Below are 18388 nucleotides of genomic sequence, written 5' to 3' on the forward strand. Positions count from 1 at the left end.
CCTCAGCTACGGTCGACGATCCTGGCGATGCGGCCGTCCGCAAAGCCGAACGCCGAGCACCGGTTCATCTCGAGCAAGAGGCCCGCCGCCGGGCCGCCGGGAATGTCGTGCGCCGGCCGGCCACGCCAGGCGATCGCCACGATCAGTCTGCCGTCGACGCGCTCGACGCCGGTGATGCGCTGCTCGCGTTCGGCGAACATCGCCTTGCCCTGCTCGGCCAGGGTGCGAAAGGCGTCGATGCCGTCGCTCGCCACCGTCAGCCGGCCGCCGGCATGGTTCTCGAAACGCACGTCGGGATGCAGCGTGGCCAGCATGGCGTCGACATCGAAGGCGTTGTAGGCGGCGATGTAGCGCTGCACCAGTTCAAGCTCGCCGGCCTCGGCGAGCGTCACGACGATCGCGGTGGCGTCGTCCATGCCCTTGACCGAGGTCTGCGCGGTATCGCGACCGGCCTCGAAGCGGCGCAGCTCGGCCAGCAAGGCGTCCGGGCCGGCCGTTGCGCAGGCACGCACCAGGCCGGCGTCGTCGTACAGCGCGTACGGATCGACCAGGCGATAGTAGCCGTCGCTCATCGCCAGCAGCCGGGCGCCGATCGCGGCCTGCGCATCCAGGCGCAGGACGGTGCGGCGCGCGGCGAACGGCCCGTGCGGCGCCAGGCACAGGACCGCGGGCGCGGCCGAGCCCATCTGCTCCTCGCGGCGCGCGCGCAGCATCGGCGTGAGCGCCGCAAAGCGCTGGGCGGCATCCAGCACGCCCTCGGCGACCATGCCGGCGACCGCTTGCTGCAGCTGGTGTTCGTAGGCGTTATCAAAGACGTCGAGGTCGTGCACTGCGCCGTCGCGCGCGCCGAGCAGCAGCTTGCAGTCGCCCAGGCACCAGCTCTCGAACGTCGCGCCGCCGTCGGCCTCCGGCCGGATGCGCACCCAGCTCAACGCGGCGATCGGCCAGGCGTACAAGGGCACGTCCTGGCCCTGCGTCGCCCTGTCCCAGGCTTCGCGCACGCGCGCGAGCGCGCGCTCGACGCAGGCGGCCTGCACCTCGCCCTCGAGGGGCGCGGACGCGATCACGTCACCGAACGCATCGGCGAAACGCTGCACCAACCAGGCCGGGTCGCCGTCGACCGGATCGACGTGGTCGCGCTCGGCCAGCGAGGTCGCGCCATCCAGCAGCAGCACGTCGATCACGCCGCATGGCTCTTCGCCGGGTGCGCCGCCGGGGCGCGGGCCGTGCTCGAACACGCGCGCGAGGTCGTCGTTGCGGCGGCCGTTGCCGCTGGAAGTCACCGTGTGCCAGGCCATGCCCATCCCCTTTTGTTGTACGTTCGGCATCACTATACGCGATGTCGCGCCCGAAGAGCAGGCTGTCAGGCCGGGATATCGCTGGGCTGCTCGGTTGTTCGGTTGCTTGTAGCAGGCCGGTCTGACCGGCGCCGACGATCAATACCTCGGCCGTGTCCATACCGCCTCCCCGCCTGTCGATTCCGGTGTAAGCCACGCTCGCGCCAGGCCGAACGCCCGCGCGCACGCCAGCGAAACAATACGTTACGCGGGGACCGGTAGAATGCAACGGACGTGGTCGGCGTCACTTTCGTCAATACTCACCGGAGAACACTTTGAAAATCGCATGCATCGCCTGGGGTTCGCTGATCTGGAACCCCGGCCCCTTGAAGCTGGCCTCGGCATGGCGCCCGGACGGCCCGCCCATGCCGCTCGAGTTCGTGCGCGACAGCGACGACAGCGACGAACTGGCGCTGGTCATGCACCCGCCGGCGCCGCTGGTGCCGAGCTACTGGGCGCTGCTGGACACGGACGACATCGACGAAGCGCGCGAGATGCTGCGCCAGCGCGAAAAGATCCGCCCCGAATACCCGCAGTGGGTCGGCAGCCTGCCCAACCCGCACGGCCTGGAGCAGGAGCGCGTGGCGGCCTGGATGCGCACCAAGGAACTCGACGGCGCCGTCTGGACGTCGATCACGGCCAAGTTCGCCGGCGTCGGCGAGCGCTCGCCGAGCCCGCACGAGGCGGTCGCCTTCCTGGACAGCCTGTCCGGCCAGCAGCGCGAAAACGCCGAAAAATACATCCGCCAGATCCCACCCGAGATCCGCACGCTGTACCGCACGCTGTTCGAGGAAAAACTGGGTTGGACGCCGACCCCGGCGCCGTCCCAGGGCTGACGACACCTGCCGGCCTGACTCAGCTGCCGGCCTCCGCTCCCGCAAGCGCTTCCTCGGCATCGGCCGCGGCCTGCGCGTGCGCGAGCGCGGGGCCGTGCTGTCTGGCCCACTCGATCAGCGCGACGAACGGCTCCTGCAGCGTGCGCCCGAGCGGCGTGATCGAGTACTCCACCGCCACCGGCTTCAGGCTGACCACGTGGCGATTCACCAGTCCATTGCGCTCGAGGCGGCGCAGCGCCTCGGCCAAGGCCTTGTGGGTGATCGGATCGAGACTGCGCTTGATGGCGTTGAAACGCGACGGCCGCGAGCACAACACCGCCAGGATCAGGACCGACCATTTGTTGGCGATCTGTTCCAGCACGGGGCGCGTGCCGTTGATTTGCGCGAGTACGGATTCGAGTTCGGCGCTCATGCCGGTTTCCTTCCCTATATCTAGGCTATACCAGGTGCGTAATTGACACCAAATATACGAGATATATCATGTGGCGTCCATTCACCGCAGCATCCACTGAAGGAGTCAGCATGAAACTCGAAGGAAAAACCGCACTGGTCACCGGCGGGAACAGCGGCATCGGCCTGGCGATCGCACGCCGCTTCGCGCAGGCAGGCGCACGCGTCTTCATCGCCGGGCGCGACCAGGCCCGGCTCGATGCGGCCGTCGCCTCGATCGGCGAACGGGCCGAGGCGATCCGCGCCGACGTCACCGACAGCGCCGAGCTCGACGCACTGTTCGAACAGCTGCGGGCGCGCTGCGCCACGCTCGACATCCTGGTCACCTCGTCCGGCGTGTCCGAGCCGGCGACCCTGGAACAGACCACCGAGGCGCATTTTGACAAGATCTTCGACCTGAACGTGCGCGCGATGGTCTTCACGGTCCAGCGCGCGGTGCGCCAGATGGGCTCCGGCGGGGCGATCGTGCTGGTCGGCTCGGTCGCCAGCTCGATGGGCAATCCGGGCTATGCCGCCTATTCGGCGACCAAGGCCGCGGTACGTTCGTACACGCGCAGCTGGACCGGCGAGCTGGCCGGCCGTGGCATCCGCGTCAACACGCTCAGCCCCGGTCCGACCAATACGCCGATGTTCGACCAGGTCAGCGACGCATACCGCCAGGCGATCGAGGCGCGCATTCCGTTCAAGCGGATGGCGCAGGCCGACGAGATCGCCGATGCGGCACTGTTCCTGGCCAGCCCGGACAGCCGCTATGTCGGCGGCGCCGACCTGGTGGTGGACGGCGGCCTGCTGGCCTGAGCGCCAGGGCGCCGTTCAGCCGCGCCCGCCCGCGTGCGCGCGCAAGCCCTCGGCGAGCGCATCGAACACCACGCGGCAAGCGCGGCTGGCGCGCAGGTCTTCGTGCATCGCGATCCAGGTCTCGAAGCCGGGCGCGAACGCGTCCGGCAGCACCGGCACCAGGCCGTCGCGCTGTGCCAGCGCCAGCTGACAGGCGCGGATGCCGGCACCTGCCAGCTGGCGCTGGCCGCGCATGCTTGTCGCCACGCGACGAGGATGCCTTGTTACGGTTTGGCACAAATTCGTAACGTGCGTACGTACGACACGGTATAGCATGAGCTCGTGCTAAATAATCAACAACAGGAGTTCAACATGCAAACCTTCAAGACCACCAAGACCACCGTCAGCCTGTCCGCCCTGATGCTGTCCGTCGCCATGCTGGCCGCCGGCTGCCACAAGACCGACGAGAACGCCACTGCCGGCATGGGCCCGGCCCAGAGCGCCGGCAAGGCGCTCGACGATGCCGGCGCGAATGCGGCCCAGGCCACCCGCGAAGGCGCGGCCAAGACCGAAGCCGCGGCTGAACACGCCGGCGACAAGGCCCAGGACGCCGCTCAGCGCGCAGGCGACAACATGCAAGCCGCTGCCGAGCAGTCCAAGGAAGCCGCCAAGGATGCCGGCGCCAACGTCAAGGCCGAGGCGCATGAAGCTGGCCAGAACATCAAGGAAGGCGCCGCCAACGCGACCGACGCCGCCGGCCGCGGTCTGGAAAAGGCTGGCCAGAAGATGCAGGACGCGTCGAAGTAAGACGCGTCAGGCAGCCGGCCGGTCCGCCGGCTGCAGCAGGGAACGCAAGCCCTCGCACGCACGGGTCACGCCCGTGCGCGCGAGGGCTTTTGTCATCCGCGCTCCGATGCGTGCGCTCGTGCCAGCCGCGCCCGGGTGATGCGGCGCATGGTGGCTCCAACGGCCGTAAAAACCGCCAGCTTGGCGGCATTGCACGCCCGGCAAACTATCGAGAATTCACGCTGCGCCCTGCGCCACCTGGTGCAACAGCTCGAGCATGTCGGCCGCCTGCACCGGCTTGACGAAGTGGCGCGCGAAGCCAGCCGCCTCGGCGCGTTCGCGGTCCTGTGGCTGACCATAGCCGCTGAGCGCCACCATCGGCACGCGCGCCAGGCCCGGCAGTACGCGCAGGCGCCGCGCCAGCTCGTAGCCGTCGCACTCGGGCAGGCCGATGTCGAGCACGCACAGGTCGGGCCGGCGTATCTGCACCGCCGCCAGTGCGGCGCTCGGGGTGTGCGACAAGGACACGCGGTGCCCGAGGGCCTCGAGGTACAGCGCCAGCAGCTGGGCGGCGTCGACGTTGTCGTCCACGATCAGCACCTCCAGCACCTTCAGCGGCGTTGCCGGGGTCTCGGCCACACCGGCGCCGGGCGCCGGCGCAGGCGCTGAATCAAGAACCGGCAGCGTCACCGTGAAGCGGCTGCCCTGCCCGCTCCCGGCGCTCTCGGCGCGCACGCTGCCCTCGTGCAGCTCGACCAGGCTCTTGACCAGCGCCAGGCCGATGCCCAGGCCGCCCTGCGAGCGGTCGCTGCTGCGCTCGCCCTGCGCGAACAGCTCGAACGCGCTGGCCAACAGTTCCGGCGACATGCCGATGCCGTCGTCGCCGACGCTCACGGCGACCCGCCCGCCGGGCAGCTGCGCCGCGTGCACGCTGATGCTGCCGCCCTGCGGGGTGTACTTGGCGGCGTTGCCGATCAGGTTGGCGAAGATCTGTACCAGGCGCTTGCGGTCACCGCTCACCAGCAGCCCGGCGTCCGCCAGCGCCAGCTCGAAGCGGTGGCGCTTGGCTTCGACCAGCGGGCGCACCTGCTCGACCGCTTCGGCGACCGCGCCGCCAAGCAGCACCGGTTCGCGTTCGAGCGCGACCAGCCCGCGCGTGACGCGCGAGACGTCGAGCAGGTCGTCGATCAGGCCGGTCATGTGGCGCGCCTGGCGCCCGATGACCGCGGTCACCTGGCGCACGCGGTTCTCGTCCGGCCGCCCGAGGCCGAGGAAGTCGGCGGCTGCCGTGATCGGCGCGAGCGGGTTGCGCAGCTCGTGCGCCAGCATCGCCAGGAACTCGTCCTTGCGGCGGTCGGCTTCGCGCAGCGCGTTCTCGGCTTCGCGCTGGTCGGTGACGTCGGTGTTGGTGCCGAACCAGCGCACGATCGCGCCGGCTTCGTCGCGGATCGGCACCGCGCGCGTCAGGAACCAGCGGTAAGCGCCGTCGCGCCCGCGCAGCGGGAAAGTGTCTTCCCACACCACGCCGCGGCGCACGTGGTCGAGGTAGCCGGCGGCGGCGCGTTCCAGGTGCTGCGGATGGTGCGCCTCGCGCCAGTCCCAGTCCCTGGCCGCCGCCGGCCCGGCCGGCATGCCGATGTACTCGATCCAGCGGTTGTTGTACCAGGTGCGCGTGCCGTCCGGATCGGCCATCCAGGCCAGCTGCGGGATGTTGTCGGCCAGTGCACGGAAACGCGTCTCGCTTTCCTGCAGCGCCTTCTGGGCGTCGCGGATCGGCGAAATGTCGATCACGACCGCCAGCCCTTCGCCGCCGGCCGCATCGACCGTCACGGAACCCATCTGCACGCTGGCGCGGCTGCCGTCGCGGCGCCAGTACTCCTTGATGAAATTGTCCATGCGGCCGAAGCGCCGCAACTGCTCCATCGCCCGCGCGGTGGCGTCGCGCCATTCCGGCGGGGTCAGGTTGCGCGAATGGAGCAGGCCGGCGTCCAGGTCGGCGCGGGTGTAGCCGATGATGTCGAGGAACGCCTGGTTGGCGTCGACGATCGCGCCGTCGGTCCGGTAGCGCATCATGCCGACCACGTTCGAGGCTTCCAGGCGCCGGAAGCGCGCCTCGGCCTCGACCAGGGCTTCCTCGGCGGCCTTCTGGCGGCTGACGTCGAGCACCACGCCCGGCAGCCAGGCCGGCGCGCCGGCCGCGTCGAAAGTCACCTTGCCGCGCGCCAGCACGTGGCGCCAGGGACCGTAGGCGGCGGCGTCCACGCCCTGGCGGCGCAGGCGGTAGCTGCATTCGTAGCCGTCGCCGCGTGCCACCGCGCGGTCGATGCAGGCGCGGGTCGCGGCCAGGTCGACGGGGTGGATCGCCGCCAGGTAGGCCGCGAGCGAGCCGCCGGCCGCGTCGCGCTCCGACACCGCGAACATCGCCGCCAGGTTCGGATCGGCGTACACGCGGTCGCGCTGCAGGTCGTAGGTCCAGGCGCCGATGTCGGCGGCCACCAGCGCCGCCTCCTGGCGCAGGCGCGCCTGCAGCAAGTCTTCCTCGGCCATCTTCTGCGCATGGATGTCGGTGCAGGTGCCCACCCAGCGCACGATGCGCCCGGCCGCGTCACGCACCGGCAGCGCGCGTCCCAGCACCCAGCGGTATTCGCCGCTGCGATGGCGCAGCCGGTATTCGATCTCGTACGGTTCGCCGCTCGAGAGCGAATGGCGCCAGCGCGCCCAGGCCGCGTCGCGGTCGTCCGGGTGGAACATGCCGTTCCAACGCTCGCCGTCGGTCTCGCCTTCAATCATGCCGGTGAAGTCGTACCAGCCTTGGTTGTAGTAGTCGTGGTAGCCGTCGGGCAGTGTCGACCACACCATCTGCGGCATGCTGTCGGCCACCGCGCGCAAGGCCGCGGCGCCGTCGACCGACACCTGCAAGGTCCCGCTGACGCCGCAGAGACGGCCGTCCAGCGCGCGCACGCCCTGGCCGGTCAGCGTCACGCCATCCGCCAGCAAGGCCTCGCGCACGGGCGCGCCCGCGAACGCGCGGCGCGCGCATGCGCCCAGGCCCGCCAGCACAGGCGCAGGTTCGTCCGGCGCGAGCGCCGCCCCCAGCGCGCGCGGATGGGCGTCGCCCAGCAGCGCGGCGCAGGCGTCGTTGTAGAACAGGACGAGGTCGGGACCCCAGGCCAGGAAGGCGGGTGCGGCGGCGTCGAAGGTCGCGCGCAGCGCATGGTGCAGCGCGTCGGGCCAGCCGGCGGCGGCGCCGAGTACACTGCCGGTCCAGTCGCGTGCATGCACGCGGGATTCGGTATCGCCGGCCACGAAGAGCGCCGGCCCGTCGGGTTGATCGCTCATGTCGGGGGTGGGCAAGCGCGGCCGCAGCCGCGCGATCCCGACATTGTAGTACTTTACGGAAAAACACGCCGGCGCAGGCACCGGCGCACACATGGGCGCGCCGGTCGCACTGCGTCAGACGCCTGCATCAGGCGTACTGCGGCATGCCCGGCAGCAGCTTGTCGAGCGTGACCGGATAGTCGCGCACGCGCACGCCGGTGGCGTTGTAGATCGCGTTCGCCACCGCCGCCGCCACGCCGCAGATGCCCAGCTCGCCGACGCCCTTGGCCTTCATCGGCGAGGACATCGGGTCGTCGCCGTCGAGGAAGATAACGTCCTGGTGCGGGATGTCGAGGTGCACCGGCACTTCGTACAGCGCCAGGTCGTGGTTGGCGAAGTAGCCGATGCGCTTGTCGACCACCAGCTCTTCCATCAGCGCCGCGCCCACGCCCATCGTCATCGCGCCGATCACCTGGCTGCGCGCCGACTTCGGGTTCAGGATCCGGCCCGACGAGCATACCGCCAGCATGCGCCGCACGCGCACTTCGGCGGTGGCGGCGTCGACCGCCACCTCGACGAAGTGGGCGCCGAAGGTCGACTGCTGGAACTTCTTGTCGAGGTCGCCGTACTCCATCGTGTCCTCGCCGACCACGACGTCGTCACGCGCGGCCTGGGCCAGCGGCACCGACTTGCCGCCCGCGCGCACGCTGCCGTCGACGAACTGGGCGTTGGTCGCATCCAGCCCCAGCTTGCCGGCGATGTTCTCGCGCAGCTTGACGCAGGCCGCGTACACGCCGGCGGTCGAGCTGTTGCCGCCCCACTGGCCACCCGATCCGGCCGACACCGGGAAATCCGAGTCGCCCAGGCGCACGTTGACCTTGGCCAGCGGCACGCCCAGCATCTCGGCCGCGGTCTGGGCGATGATGGTGTAGCTGCCGGTGCCGATATCGGTCATGTCGGTTTCGACCGTGACGGTGCCGTCGCGCTCGAGGCGCACGCGCGCCGCCGACTTCATGTTCATGTTGTTGCGGAAGGCGCCCGCCACGCCGTAGCCGATCAGCCAGCGGCCCTCGCGCACCTGGCCCGGCTTCGGATTGCGCTTGTTCCAGCCGAACTTGTCGGCGCCGATCTTGAGCGTGTCGACGAAGCGGCGCTGCGAGAACTTGCGGCCCGGTTTTTCCGGATCGGTCGAGGTGTCGTTCACGATGCGCAGCGTGACCGGGTCCATCTTGAGCTTTTCGGCCAGCTCGTCCATCGCGATCTCGAGCGCCATCAGGCCCGGGGCCTCGCCCGGGGCGCGCATCGCGTTGCCCTCGGGGAGGTCGAGCACGGCCAGGCGCATCTGGGTGAAGCGGTTGGCGCCGGCGTAGAACAGGCGGGTCTGGTTGACCGCGGTCTCGGGCTGGCCGTCCGGCAGGTCGCCCGACCAGCTTTCGTGGGCGATCGCCTGGATGCGGCCCTCGCGCGTGGCGCCGATGCGGACGCGCTGGATCGTGGCCGGGCGGTGCGTCGTGTTGTTCATCATCAGCGCGCGCTGCAGCGTCACCTTGACCGGACGGCCGGCCGCGCGCGCGCCCAGCGCCGCCATCACCGCTTCCGAGCGCAGGAACAGCTTGCCGCCGAAGCCGCCGCCGATGTAGGGCGAGATCATGCGCACGTTGTCCTCGGGGATGCCGAGCGTCTTGGCCAGGTCCTTCTTGCCCCAGTTGATCATCTGGTTCGAGGTGTACAGCGTCAGCTTGTCGCCTTCCCAGATCGCCAGCGAGGCATGCGGCTCCATCATCGCGTGGGTCTGGTCGGGCGTCTTGTAGGTCGCGTCCAGCTTGACCGGGGCGCTGGCGAAAGCGCCTTCGAAGTCGCCGATCGCGGTCTTGGGCTTGTCCTTTTCCTTGCCGGCGGGGCCGGCCGCGTTCATCGCCGCGTCCAGGTCGTACACGCCGTTGCGCTTGTCGTAGTCGACCTTGACCAGCGCGGCCGCGGCGCGCGCCTGCTCGAAGGTTTCGGCCACGACCACGGCCACGGCCTGGTGGTAGTGCTCGACCTTGGGTCCGGCCAGCAGCCGCGCCGTGTTCTTGTCGCCCTTGCCGATCTTGCCGGCGTTCTCGTACGTGACGATGGCCAGCACACCCGGCGCTTTTTTGGCGGCGGCGGTGTCGATGCGCTTGATGGTGCCGGACGCGATGCTGGCGCCGACGATGTAGCCGACCGCCGCGTTGGGGGCGGCCTTGTGCTGCTCGTAGGCGTAGGTGGCGGTGCCGGTGGTTTTATAGGGACCGTCGATGCGGTCGGTGGGATGGCCGACGACCTTCAGCTGGTCGATCGGATTGGTGCCGGCAGGCGTATCGAATTTCATCTGTTATCTCCTCAAGCCCGCTTGGATGGGTTGCCTTGCTTGGCTTGCTTTGCTTCACTCAGCACGGCGTCGATGGTCCGCTGCACCAGCGGGACCTTGAAACCGTTGTCGTTGGTGGTGCGGGCGTCGGCCAGCAGAACCGCCGTGACGGCCTTGCCGCCGTTGGGCAGCTGGGCGTCGGCGGCCGCGATGCGCCATGGCCGGTGCGCCACGCCGCCCAGGGCCACGCGGCCGGTGCCGTCCGGCTGCACCACCGCCGCGACCGAGATCAGGGCGAACGCGTACGACGAGCGGTCGCGTACCTTGTGATAGAAGTGCTTGCCGCCCAGGGGCTTCGGCAACGTGACCGCGGTGATCAGTTCACCGGGCTGCAGGTTGTTCTCGATGTGCGGGGTGTTGCCCGGCAGGCGATAGAAATCGGCGATCGGGATCACGCGCGCCGCGCCGTTGGGCGACACCGTCTCCACTTGCGCATCCAGCAGCATCATGGCCACCGCCATGTCGCTCGGATGGGTGGCGATGCACTTCTCGCTGATGCCGACGATGCCGAGCGGGCGCGTGTAGCCGCCGATCGCCGAGCAGCCGCTGCCCGGCAGGCGCTTGTTGCAGGCCTGGTTGGTGTCGTAGAAGTACGGGCAGCGCGTGCGCTGCAGCAGGTTGCCGGCGGTGGTCGCCTTGTTGCGCAGCTGGCCCGAGGCGCCGCCCAGCAGCGCGCGCGACAGCACGCCGTAGTCGCGCCGCACGCGCGGGTCGGCCGCCAGGTCCGTGTTGCGCACCAGGGCGCCGACGCGCAGGCCGCCGTCCTGCGTCGGCTCGATCTTGTCCAGGCCCAGACCGTTCACGTCGACCAGGTGCGGCGGCGTCTCGATCTCCAGCTTCATCAGGTCGAGCAGGTTGGTGCCGCCGGCGATGAAGCGGCTGCCCGGGTGCTGCGCGGCAGCCTGCGCCGCTTCGGCCGGGGTCTTGGCGCGTTGATAAGTGAAGGCCTTCATGCCTTGGCTCCTTTCACATGGCCACCGGCGACTTCGTTGATCGCCTCCATGATGTTCGAATAGGCGCCGCAGCGGCAGATGTTGCCGCTCATGCGCTCGCGCAGCTCGTCGATCGACAGCAGCGGCTTGGCCGTCAGGTCGCCGGTCACGTAGCTCGGGATGCCCTTGGCGATCTCGTCCAGCACCGCAACCGACGAGCAGATCTGGCCCGGGGTGCAGTAGCCGCACTGGTAGCCGTCGTGCTTGACGAAGGCCGCCTGCATCGGGTGCAGGTGGCCCGGCTGGCCCAGGCCTTCGATCGTGGTCACCTCGGCGCCGTCGTGCATGACCGCCAGCGACAGGCAGGAATTGATGCGGCGGCCGTCGACGATCACGGTGCAGGCGCCGCACTGGCCCTGGTCGCAGCCTTTCTTGGTGCCGGTCAGCTGCAGGTGCTCGCGCAGCGCGTCGAGCAGCGTGGTGCGGGTATCCAGGTTCATCTCGTGCGCCTGGCCGTTGACTTTCAGGGTCACTTTCGACGTTACCGGCGCCGGCGTGCTGGCGCTGTCGGCGCCCGCCACCATCGGCTGGTTGTTGACCTGCGCACCGGCACCGACCGGCAAGGCCGCCGTGCCGGCTGCCAGGGCGCCGGTGATCAGCACGTCGCGCCGGGTCTGGTTGATTGGGCTGGGGTTATCCATGAGTTCTCGTCCTTGGCAAATAGATCATCATCATATTCATCATATTAAGCGCTAACCGCCGGGGAGCCGAGCACGGTTGAAAACGCACCAGTATCGTGCGGCGCGCCCCGTGGTAGCGGGGCGCGCGACGTCATTACAAATCCCTGGAAATGGCGGCGGTGACGGTTCAATATCGTTCGCGTTCGATCGACAACCTTGACGGAGCCATGACCATGCCTACCACCCTGTTCCAACCACGCGCGCAAGCATTGAACGCCTGCGCCGGCGTATTTACGATCCTGCTGATGGTGGCGGCGCCGGCCCGCGCCGCCGATGCATCGACGCCATCGACCATGTCGGTCGACGCCTCCGCCATGGTGGTGACCGGCTCGCTGCTGTCGGTGGCCGCCGCCGGCAGCGCCGTGGTGGCCAGCGTGGAAGTGGTCGGCGACGGGATCGATCTGGTGCTCGACGCCGCCGGCCAGGCCAGCGTGGCCACGGTCAAGCTCTCGGCCGGCGCCGCGCGCGGCATCTCGCTCGCCGCCGGTACGACGCTGCAGGTGGCGGCGCTGTCGACCGGCACGGCGCTGGTCGCGAGCGGCCGGGTGATCGCTTTCATTCCCAACGCGGCAGGCAAGGCGCTGCTGCACCACGCGCGCGTGGACTGAGCCATGCACCCCATCTGCTCCGATCGTCGCGATCATTGGCTGGATAGGCTGAATGTCTTGCGCGCCCTGCTCCTGTGCGTCCTGCTCGCCGCCGCGCCGGCCCGCGCCGGCCAGGGCTGCGGCGATGACGCGCTGAGCGTCGACGCGGTGCGCCAGTCGATGGCGCTGGCCCAGCGCAGCGCCGCCGCGCTCGAGGACAGCGGTGCGCGCGTGGCCCTGATCGCGCGCGCCGGCCAGGACCTGAGCAAATACCAGGTCGAGTATTCGCACATGGCAATCGCGGTGCGCGACCACCCGGCCGGGCGCTGGCGCGTCGTACATGAACTCAACGAATGCGGCAGCGACCGCTCGGCGCTGTTCGTCGAAGGCCTGGGCAATTTTTTCCTGACCGACCTGTACCGCTACCGCGCCCAGATCGTGATCCCCGGTCCGGCGCTGCAGGAGCGCCTGCTGCAGCGCATGACCCCCTCGGCCGAGCGCCGCCTGCACGAGCCGCACTACAACATGCTGTCTTATGTTTACTCGACCCGCTACCAGAACTCGAACCAGTGGCTGCTCGAGATGCTGGCCGCCGCCAGCGCGGCGCCCGGCCAGGTCGAGACACGGCGCGAAGCCCAGGCCTGGCTGCAGGGCATCGGCTACCGCCCGCGCACGGTCGAGGTCGGTGCGCTGGAGCGCCTGGGCGCGCGCATGTTCCGCGCCAACGTCGCCTTCGACGACCACCCGTTCGCGCGGCGCATGGCCGGCCACATCGACACGGTGACGGTCGACGCCGTGCTGCGGCTGGTCCAGCGGCTCGACCCGCAGGCCAGGGTGCTGGTGCTCGACTAGCAGCACGCGCAAGGCCCACGGCCGAGCACATCTGAGGCACGCTCATCAGGTCGTCCGTGCGGCTGCGCACGCACGATTGAAAAAATCAGCGCTGCGGCGAGATGTGTACGATTGTTTTCATTTTAAACAGTCGTTTAAGTAAATGGCCGCTGGGAATCATTCGCCGACCGCGTCAGCGCTCGACCTGGAGCATCCGTCCCATCCGCGCAAGCTGCGCGCGCATGGCGTGCAGGCGCGCGAGCGTATCCTGCTCGGGGCGCTGCGCCTGTTCGTGGCGCGCGGCTACGCCAGCACGCCGGTGCGCGACATCGCCCACGATGCCGGCGTCAATATCGCGGCCATCGCCTACTACTTCGGCGACAAGGCCGGGCTGTACCGCGCCGCCCTGTACGAGCCGATGCAGGGTGAAGATGCCGCCCCTGCCTTCGACGCGCCCGGCCCGGACCTGCGCGCGGCCCTGGCGCGCTACCTGCGCCATTGCCTGCAGCCCCTCAGCCAGGGCGAAGCCAGCCTGCTGAGCGTGCGCCTGCGCTTTCGCGAAGCAGTCGAGCCGACCGGCATGCTGGACCACGAACGCGCCAGCAAGGCCGAGCTGCACCGGCGCCTGGTCGCGCTGCTGGCGCGTCACGCCGGGGTCCAGCCCGACCCCGAGCTCGAAGCGCTCGCCTTCTCGATTTTCGCACTGGTCGCCTACCCCTACTTCGGGCGCGACCGCGTCAAAGCCGCCTGCCCCGCCCTGTTCGACGCGCCCGACGCGCTCGAGTCCTGGGTCGGCCGGCTGGCCGATTATGCCCATGCCATGGCGGCCGCCGATGCGCGCCGCCGCACCCCTTCCACCATCCAACGACACGACCAGGAAAGCTAGCGATGAGCGACCCGTCAAGCGAACAACAAGACCAGGACCAGGACAAGAAGCCTGCCGCCAAAGACAAGGACAAGGACAAGGACAAGGACGCCGACCAGAAGGGCCAGGACGGCAAGAAGGACGACGACAAGAAGGACGACGACAAGAAGGACGATGGTCCCTCGCCCGAGAAGAAGCGCAAGGTGCGCATCATCCTGATCGCGGTCGCCGCCGTGCTGGCGCTGATCGGCCTGGCCTTCTTCATCTGGCATGAGTTGGTGGGCAAGTACCACGAATCGACCGACGACGCCTATATCCAGGCCGATGCCGTCACGATCGCACCCAAGGTCGGCGGTTACGTCGAGGAAGTGCTGGTCAGCGAGAACCAGGACGTGCAGCAGGGCCAGCCGCTGGTGCGCATCGATCCGCGCGACTACCGCGCCCAGACCGAGCAGTTCGAGGCCCAGATCGCGATCGCCAAGGCCAACGCCGACACGGTGCGCGCCCAGATCGCCGAGCAGGAGTCGGCGGTGGCCGAGGCGCGCGCCCAGCTGGCCGCGGCCCAGGCCAACGCCAGCTACGCCGCCGGCGAGGCGCAGCGCTACGCGCCGCTGGTGGCGATCGGCGCCGAAACCGCCGAGCAGCTGGCGACCCGGCGCAACCAGGCCAAGCAGAGCGCGGATCAGGTCAAGACCGCGCGCGCCGCGCTGGCCAGCGCCGAGAAACGCATCAACACCTTGCACGCCCAGGTGCGCCAGGCCGAAGCCCAGGGCGGCACCGCCGCCGCGCAGCTGAAGGCGGCCGAAGTCAACCTGCAGTCGACCACGCTCACCGCCAGCATCGCCGGACGCATCGGCGACTCCACCGTGCGCGTCGGCCAGTTCGTGCAGCCGGGCGCGCGGCTGATGACGCTGGTGCCGGTCGGCCGCCTGTACATCGAAGCCAACTTCAAGGAAACCCAGATCGGCCTGATGCGGGTCGGCCAGCCGGCCCAGATCAAGGTCGACGCCCTGCCCGGCGCGAAGCTGCGCGGCCACGTCCAGAGCGTGGCGCCCGGCACCGGCGCCCAGTTCTCGCTGCTGCCGCCGCAGAACGCGACCGGCAACTTCACCAAGATCGTCCAGCGCGTGCCGGTGCGCATCGCCCTGGAAGCCGATCCGGACGTGCGCGCGATCCTGGTGCCGGGCCTGTCGGTCAAGGTCGAGGTCGAGACCAAGGCCGCCAAGGACGCCGTCGACGACCTGAAGGACCGCCAGAAGGACGAGTCCAAGCAGATCAAGAAGGGCGGCGAGCAGCAGCAGAAGGACCAGGAAAACCGCCAGCCGGATGCCCAGCAGCGCCAGCAGATCGAGCAGCAGCGCGCCCGCCGGCAAGCCCAGGGAGGCCAGTGATGGCCGGCGCGGCATCCCAGGCAAAAGGGGGCGGCGGCGAGCGCGCCGACATGACCGCCTGGCTGGCGGTCGCCGCCGGCACGCTGGGCGCGCTGATGGCCACGCTCGACATCTCGATCGTCAACTCTTCGCTGCCCACCATCCAGGGCGAGATCGGCGCTTCCGGCACGGAAGGCACCTGGATCTCGACCGGCTACCTGGTCGCCGAGATCATCATGATCCCGCTGTCCGGCTGGCTCGAGCGCGTGTTCGGGCTGCGCACCTTCCTGCTGGCCGTGGCTGCGCTGTTCACCGCGTTCTCGGTGCTGTGCGGCCTGTCGACCACGCTCGCCATCATGATCGTCGGCCGCCTCGGCCAGGGCATCACCGGCGGCGCGCTGATCCCGACCGCGCAGACCATCATCGCCACGCGCCTGCCGCGCAGCCAGCAGCCGATCGGCACCGCGATGTTCGGCGCCACCGCGATCCTGGGGCCGGTGATCGGCCCGCTGATCGGCGGCTGGCTCACCGAGCATTTAAGCTGGCACTATGCCTTCTTCATCAACGTGCCGATCTGCGCCGGCCTGATCACGCTGATCCTGATCGGCCTGAAGCACGAGGAATCGCACATCGACCAGCTGGCGGAAGCCGACTGGTTCGGCATCGTCGGCCTGGCGGCCTTCCTGGGCGGTTTGACCGTGGTGCTGGAAGAAGGCCAGCGCGACCAGTGGTTCGCCTCGCCGATGATCACGACGCTGAGCGTGGTCTCGCTGATCGGTTTCTTCCTGATGATGACCGGCCAGCTCACCGCCAAGCGGCCGGTGATCCGGCTGCGATTGCTGATCGACCGCCAGTTCGGCAGCGTGGTGGTGATGGGCATGGTGGTGGGCATGGTCATCTACGGCACCTCGTACACGATCCCGCAATACCTGGTCGCGATCGACGACTACAACGCGCTGCAATCCGGCATCATCGTCTCGCTCTCGGGCATCCCGGCGCTGATGATCATGGCGCTGGTGCCGATCCTGATCCGGGTGGTCGACATCCGCCTGGCGGTCGGCTTCGGCCTGGCGATGCTGGCCGTCTCGGCGTGGATGGAAAGTTCCATGAGCTCGCAGTCGTCCGGCGGCGACTTCGTGGTCTCGCAATTGATGCGCGGGGTCGGCACGGTGTTCGCGATGATCTTCCTGAACCAGGCCGCGATCCAGTCGGTCGGCCCGGACCATGCAAGCGACGCCGCCGGCCTGTTCAACGCGGCACGCAATCTGGGCGGCTCGCTGGCGCTGGCCGCGATCTCGGTGGTGCAGGACCAGCGCCTGTGGTTCCACAGCCGCCGCCTGGAAGAAACGCTGCACGCCAACAGCGAAGGCGTACAGGCCTACCTGGGCGGCCAGGCACAGGCGCTGGGCGGCATGGCGCAGGCGCTGCGAGCGCTGTCCGGCACCCTGCAGAAGGAAGCGCTGACCATGACCTACAACGACCTGTTCTGGCTGCTCGCGGTCAGCATCGGCTGCGCGCTCCCGCTGGTGCTGTTCCTGCGCCCGCTGGACACGAACACCAAGCCGGCCGCCGGCGGCTGAGGAAACCAACATGACACGACCCAACACCCGACCCCTCCTGCTGTGCGCGCTCGTGGCCGCCGCCCTTGCCGGCTGCACCACGGTCGGCAAGAACTACGCCGGCGCGCCCGCCGCGCCGCAGTCGCAGGGCGGCGCTTTTGCCCGCGCCGGCGACGCCGCCCTGCCCGGCCAGACCGTCTCCCAGACTCCGTCCAACTGGTGGAGCGCGCTGAACGACCCCGAGCTGGACAGCCTGGAACAGCGCGCGCTGCACGCCAACCCGAGCCTGGACCGCGCGCGCGCGCGCCTGCGCCAGGCGCGCGCGGCGCTGCGCGAGGAAAGCGCCAACAACCTGCCCAACGGCAGCGCCAACGCGACCGCGGCGCATGTCCGCTTCCCCAAGAACAGTCCCTTGTCGGGCGGATCGTCGTCGCAAGCGTCCGGCGCCCAGTCCGGTGAAGCCGGCGCCGCAGCCGGGGGCGCCGGCGGCGCGGGCGGCGGCTTGCAGTTGCCGTCTTCGCTGAACCTGTACAACGTCGGCTTCGACGCCACCTGGGAGATCGACCTGTTCGGCGGCACCCGGCGCGCGGTGGAAGCGGCGCGCGCCTCGGCGCAAGCGGCCGAAGCCGGCATCGCCGACGCCCAGGTCAGCCTGGCCGCCGAGGTGGCGCTGGCCTACACCAACCTGCGAAGCGCGCAGCAGCGCCTGGCGCTGTCGGAGGGTGCGGTTATTCGCCAGCAGCGCATGGTCGACCTGACCGCGGCGCGGGCCGAGCGCGGCACCGCGTCGCAGCTCGACCTGACCCGCATCCAGGCGCAGCTCGAATCGACGCGCGCCGACCGCGAGCCGCTGCTGGCGCAAGTCGACATCTACCGCGACGAGCTGGCCACGCTGATCGGCCTGGCGCCGGGCGCGCTCGACGCCGAACTCGATCGGAAGCCGCAGGCCGGATCGAGCGACGCCGGCGCCGTCCCGCTGCCGCCCAACCAGGTCGCCACCGGCGACCCGGCAGCGTTGCTGCGCCGCCGCCCCGACATCCGCGCCGCCGAGCGTCAGCTGGCCGCCAGCAACGCGCGCATCGGCCAGGCCGAGGCGGCCAAGTTCCCGCGCTTGACGCTGCTGGGCGTGATCGGTATCGGCGGCACCCGGCCGTCCGACCTGACCCACCTGGACAACTTCTCGGCGATCGGCGCGCCGCAGCTGAGCTGGAACGTGCTCGACTTCGGCCGCAACGCCGCGCGCGTCGAGCAAGCCGAAGGCGCGCGCGACGAAGCCGACGCCCAGTACCGCCAAGCCGTGCTGCAGGCGCTGCGCGACGCCGAGGATTCACTGGCGCGCTTCCGCCAGGGACGCGTCACGGTCGCCACCGCCGCGCGCGCCAAGGCGCTGGCCGACAAGGCGACCTACCTGATGCAGGCACGCCAGCAGGCCGGCACCGCCACGCTGATCGACGTGCTCGACACCGAGCGCCAGCAGATCGCGGCCGAGCAGAACCTGGCGCAGGCGCAGGCGGCGCTGACCAGCGGCTTCATCGGGCTGCAAAAGGCGCTGGGGCTGGGGTGGGAAGACGCAGGCGCCGGGGCGGCGCCGGGCGCGCCCTGAGCCAT

At 69.8% G+C, this 18388-nt stretch carries 15 protein-coding genes and 1 pseudogene; 9 read left to right on the forward strand and 7 right to left on the reverse strand.

The window, feature by feature from the left end; genetic code table 11:
• Positions 1–2: 2 nt before the first annotated feature.
• Complete coding sequence (locus FA90_RS27190; RefSeq protein ID WP_239700582.1) at positions 3–1298, reverse strand: nuclear transport factor 2 family protein; 1296 nt, start codon at positions 1296–1298, stop codon at positions 3–5.
• A 314-nt stretch (positions 1299–1612) separates the two neighbouring features.
• Between FA90_RS27190 and FA90_RS07400 the strand changes: the two genes are divergently transcribed.
• On the forward strand, positions 1613–2173 hold the full coding sequence (locus tag FA90_RS07400) for a hypothetical protein (RefSeq protein ID WP_036167486.1): 561 nt from the start codon (positions 1613–1615) through the stop codon (positions 2171–2173).
• 19 nt (positions 2174–2192) lie between these two features.
• On the opposite strand, the gene FA90_RS07405 is transcribed toward FA90_RS07400, so the two are convergent.
• Positions 2193–2585 carry a helix-turn-helix domain-containing protein gene (locus FA90_RS07405; protein ID WP_036167489.1) on the reverse strand — a complete coding sequence of 131 codons (393 nt, stop codon included), beginning with the start codon at positions 2583–2585 and terminating at the stop codon, positions 2193–2195.
• Positions 2586–2695: 110 nt separating this feature from the next.
• Here FA90_RS07405 and FA90_RS07410 point away from each other — a divergent pair, with 110 nt between their 5' ends.
• Positions 2696–3421, forward strand: coding sequence for an SDR family NAD(P)-dependent oxidoreductase (locus FA90_RS07410; protein WP_036167492.1), 726 nt, complete (start codon positions 2696–2698; stop codon positions 3419–3421).
• Positions 3422–3436: 15 nt separating this feature from the next.
• Here the strand turns inward: FA90_RS07410 and FA90_RS07415 are convergent.
• Positions 3437–3634, reverse strand: a pseudogene (locus FA90_RS07415) (LysR family transcriptional regulator); the annotation flags it as partial.
• Positions 3635–3772: 138 nt separating this feature from the next.
• Here FA90_RS07415 and FA90_RS07420 point away from each other — a divergent pair.
• Positions 3773–4207 (forward strand): hypothetical protein, encoded by a 435-nt coding sequence (locus FA90_RS07420; RefSeq protein ID WP_239700584.1) that lies wholly within the window; start codon positions 3773–3775, stop codon positions 4205–4207.
• Positions 4208–4423: 216 nt separating this feature from the next.
• Here the strand turns inward: FA90_RS07420 and FA90_RS07425 are convergent, their stop codons facing one another.
• From FA90_RS07425 to paoA, 4 genes are all read right to left on the reverse strand, one after another.
• Positions 4424–7525 carry a PAS domain-containing protein gene (locus FA90_RS07425; RefSeq protein ID WP_051971542.1) on the reverse strand — a complete coding sequence of 1034 codons (3102 nt, stop codon included), beginning with the start codon at positions 7523–7525 and terminating at the stop codon, positions 4424–4426.
• 127 nt (positions 7526–7652) lie between these two features.
• The gene (paoC, locus tag FA90_RS07430) at positions 7653–9857 is read right to left on the reverse strand and encodes an aldehyde oxidoreductase molybdenum-binding subunit PaoC (RefSeq protein ID WP_036167497.1); all 2205 of its coding nucleotides are present in this window, start codon (positions 9855–9857) and stop codon (positions 7653–7655) included.
• Between the two features lie 11 nt (positions 9858–9868).
• Positions 9869–10849: a xanthine dehydrogenase family protein subunit M gene (locus FA90_RS07435; RefSeq protein WP_036167500.1), complete on the reverse strand. Its 981-nt coding sequence runs from the start codon at positions 10847–10849 to the stop codon at positions 9869–9871.
• Positions 10846–11529, reverse strand: a complete 684-nt coding sequence (gene paoA, locus FA90_RS07440; protein ID WP_036167502.1) for an aldehyde dehydrogenase iron-sulfur subunit PaoA — start codon at positions 11527–11529, stop codon at positions 10846–10848. The genes FA90_RS07435 and paoA overlap by 4 nt, the downstream gene beginning before the upstream one ends.
• A gap of 212 nt (positions 11530–11741) precedes the next feature.
• Between paoA and FA90_RS24880 the strand changes: the two genes are divergently transcribed.
• The 6 genes from FA90_RS24880 (at position 11742) to FA90_RS07470 (ending at position 18383) form a co-directional block, all read left to right on the forward strand.
• Positions 11742–12176, forward strand: a complete 435-nt coding sequence (locus tag FA90_RS24880; protein WP_156116627.1) for a hypothetical protein — start codon at positions 11742–11744, stop codon at positions 12174–12176.
• A gap of 57 nt (positions 12177–12233) precedes the next feature.
• A complete protein-coding gene (locus tag FA90_RS07450; protein WP_051971544.1) occupies positions 12234–13007 on the forward strand; it encodes a DUF2145 domain-containing protein in 774 nt (257 codons plus the stop codon).
• 142 nt (positions 13008–13149) lie between these two features.
• Positions 13150–13872 carry a TetR/AcrR family transcriptional regulator gene (locus FA90_RS07455; RefSeq protein WP_051971545.1) on the forward strand — a complete coding sequence of 241 codons (723 nt, stop codon included), beginning with the start codon at positions 13150–13152 and terminating at the stop codon, positions 13870–13872.
• 2 nt (positions 13873–13874) lie between these two features.
• Entirely contained in the window at positions 13875–15242 is a 1368-nt protein-coding gene (locus tag FA90_RS07460; RefSeq protein WP_081933716.1) for an HlyD family secretion protein, read from the forward strand.
• Positions 15242–16801, forward strand: a complete 1560-nt coding sequence (locus tag FA90_RS07465; protein WP_036167506.1) for an MDR family MFS transporter — start codon at positions 15242–15244, stop codon at positions 16799–16801. Before FA90_RS07460 ends, FA90_RS07465 begins: the two co-directional genes overlap by 1 nt.
• Positions 16802–16811: 10 nt before the next feature.
• The gene (locus FA90_RS07470) at positions 16812–18383 is read left to right on the forward strand and encodes an efflux transporter outer membrane subunit (RefSeq protein ID WP_051971546.1); all 1572 of its coding nucleotides are present in this window, start codon (positions 16812–16814) and stop codon (positions 18381–18383) included.
• The last annotated feature ends 5 nt before the right edge of the window (positions 18384–18388 follow it).

The sequence above is a fragment of the Massilia sp. 9096 genome, assembly GCF_000745265.1.
GTDB lineage: Bacteria > Pseudomonadota > Gammaproteobacteria > Burkholderiales > Burkholderiaceae_D > Telluria.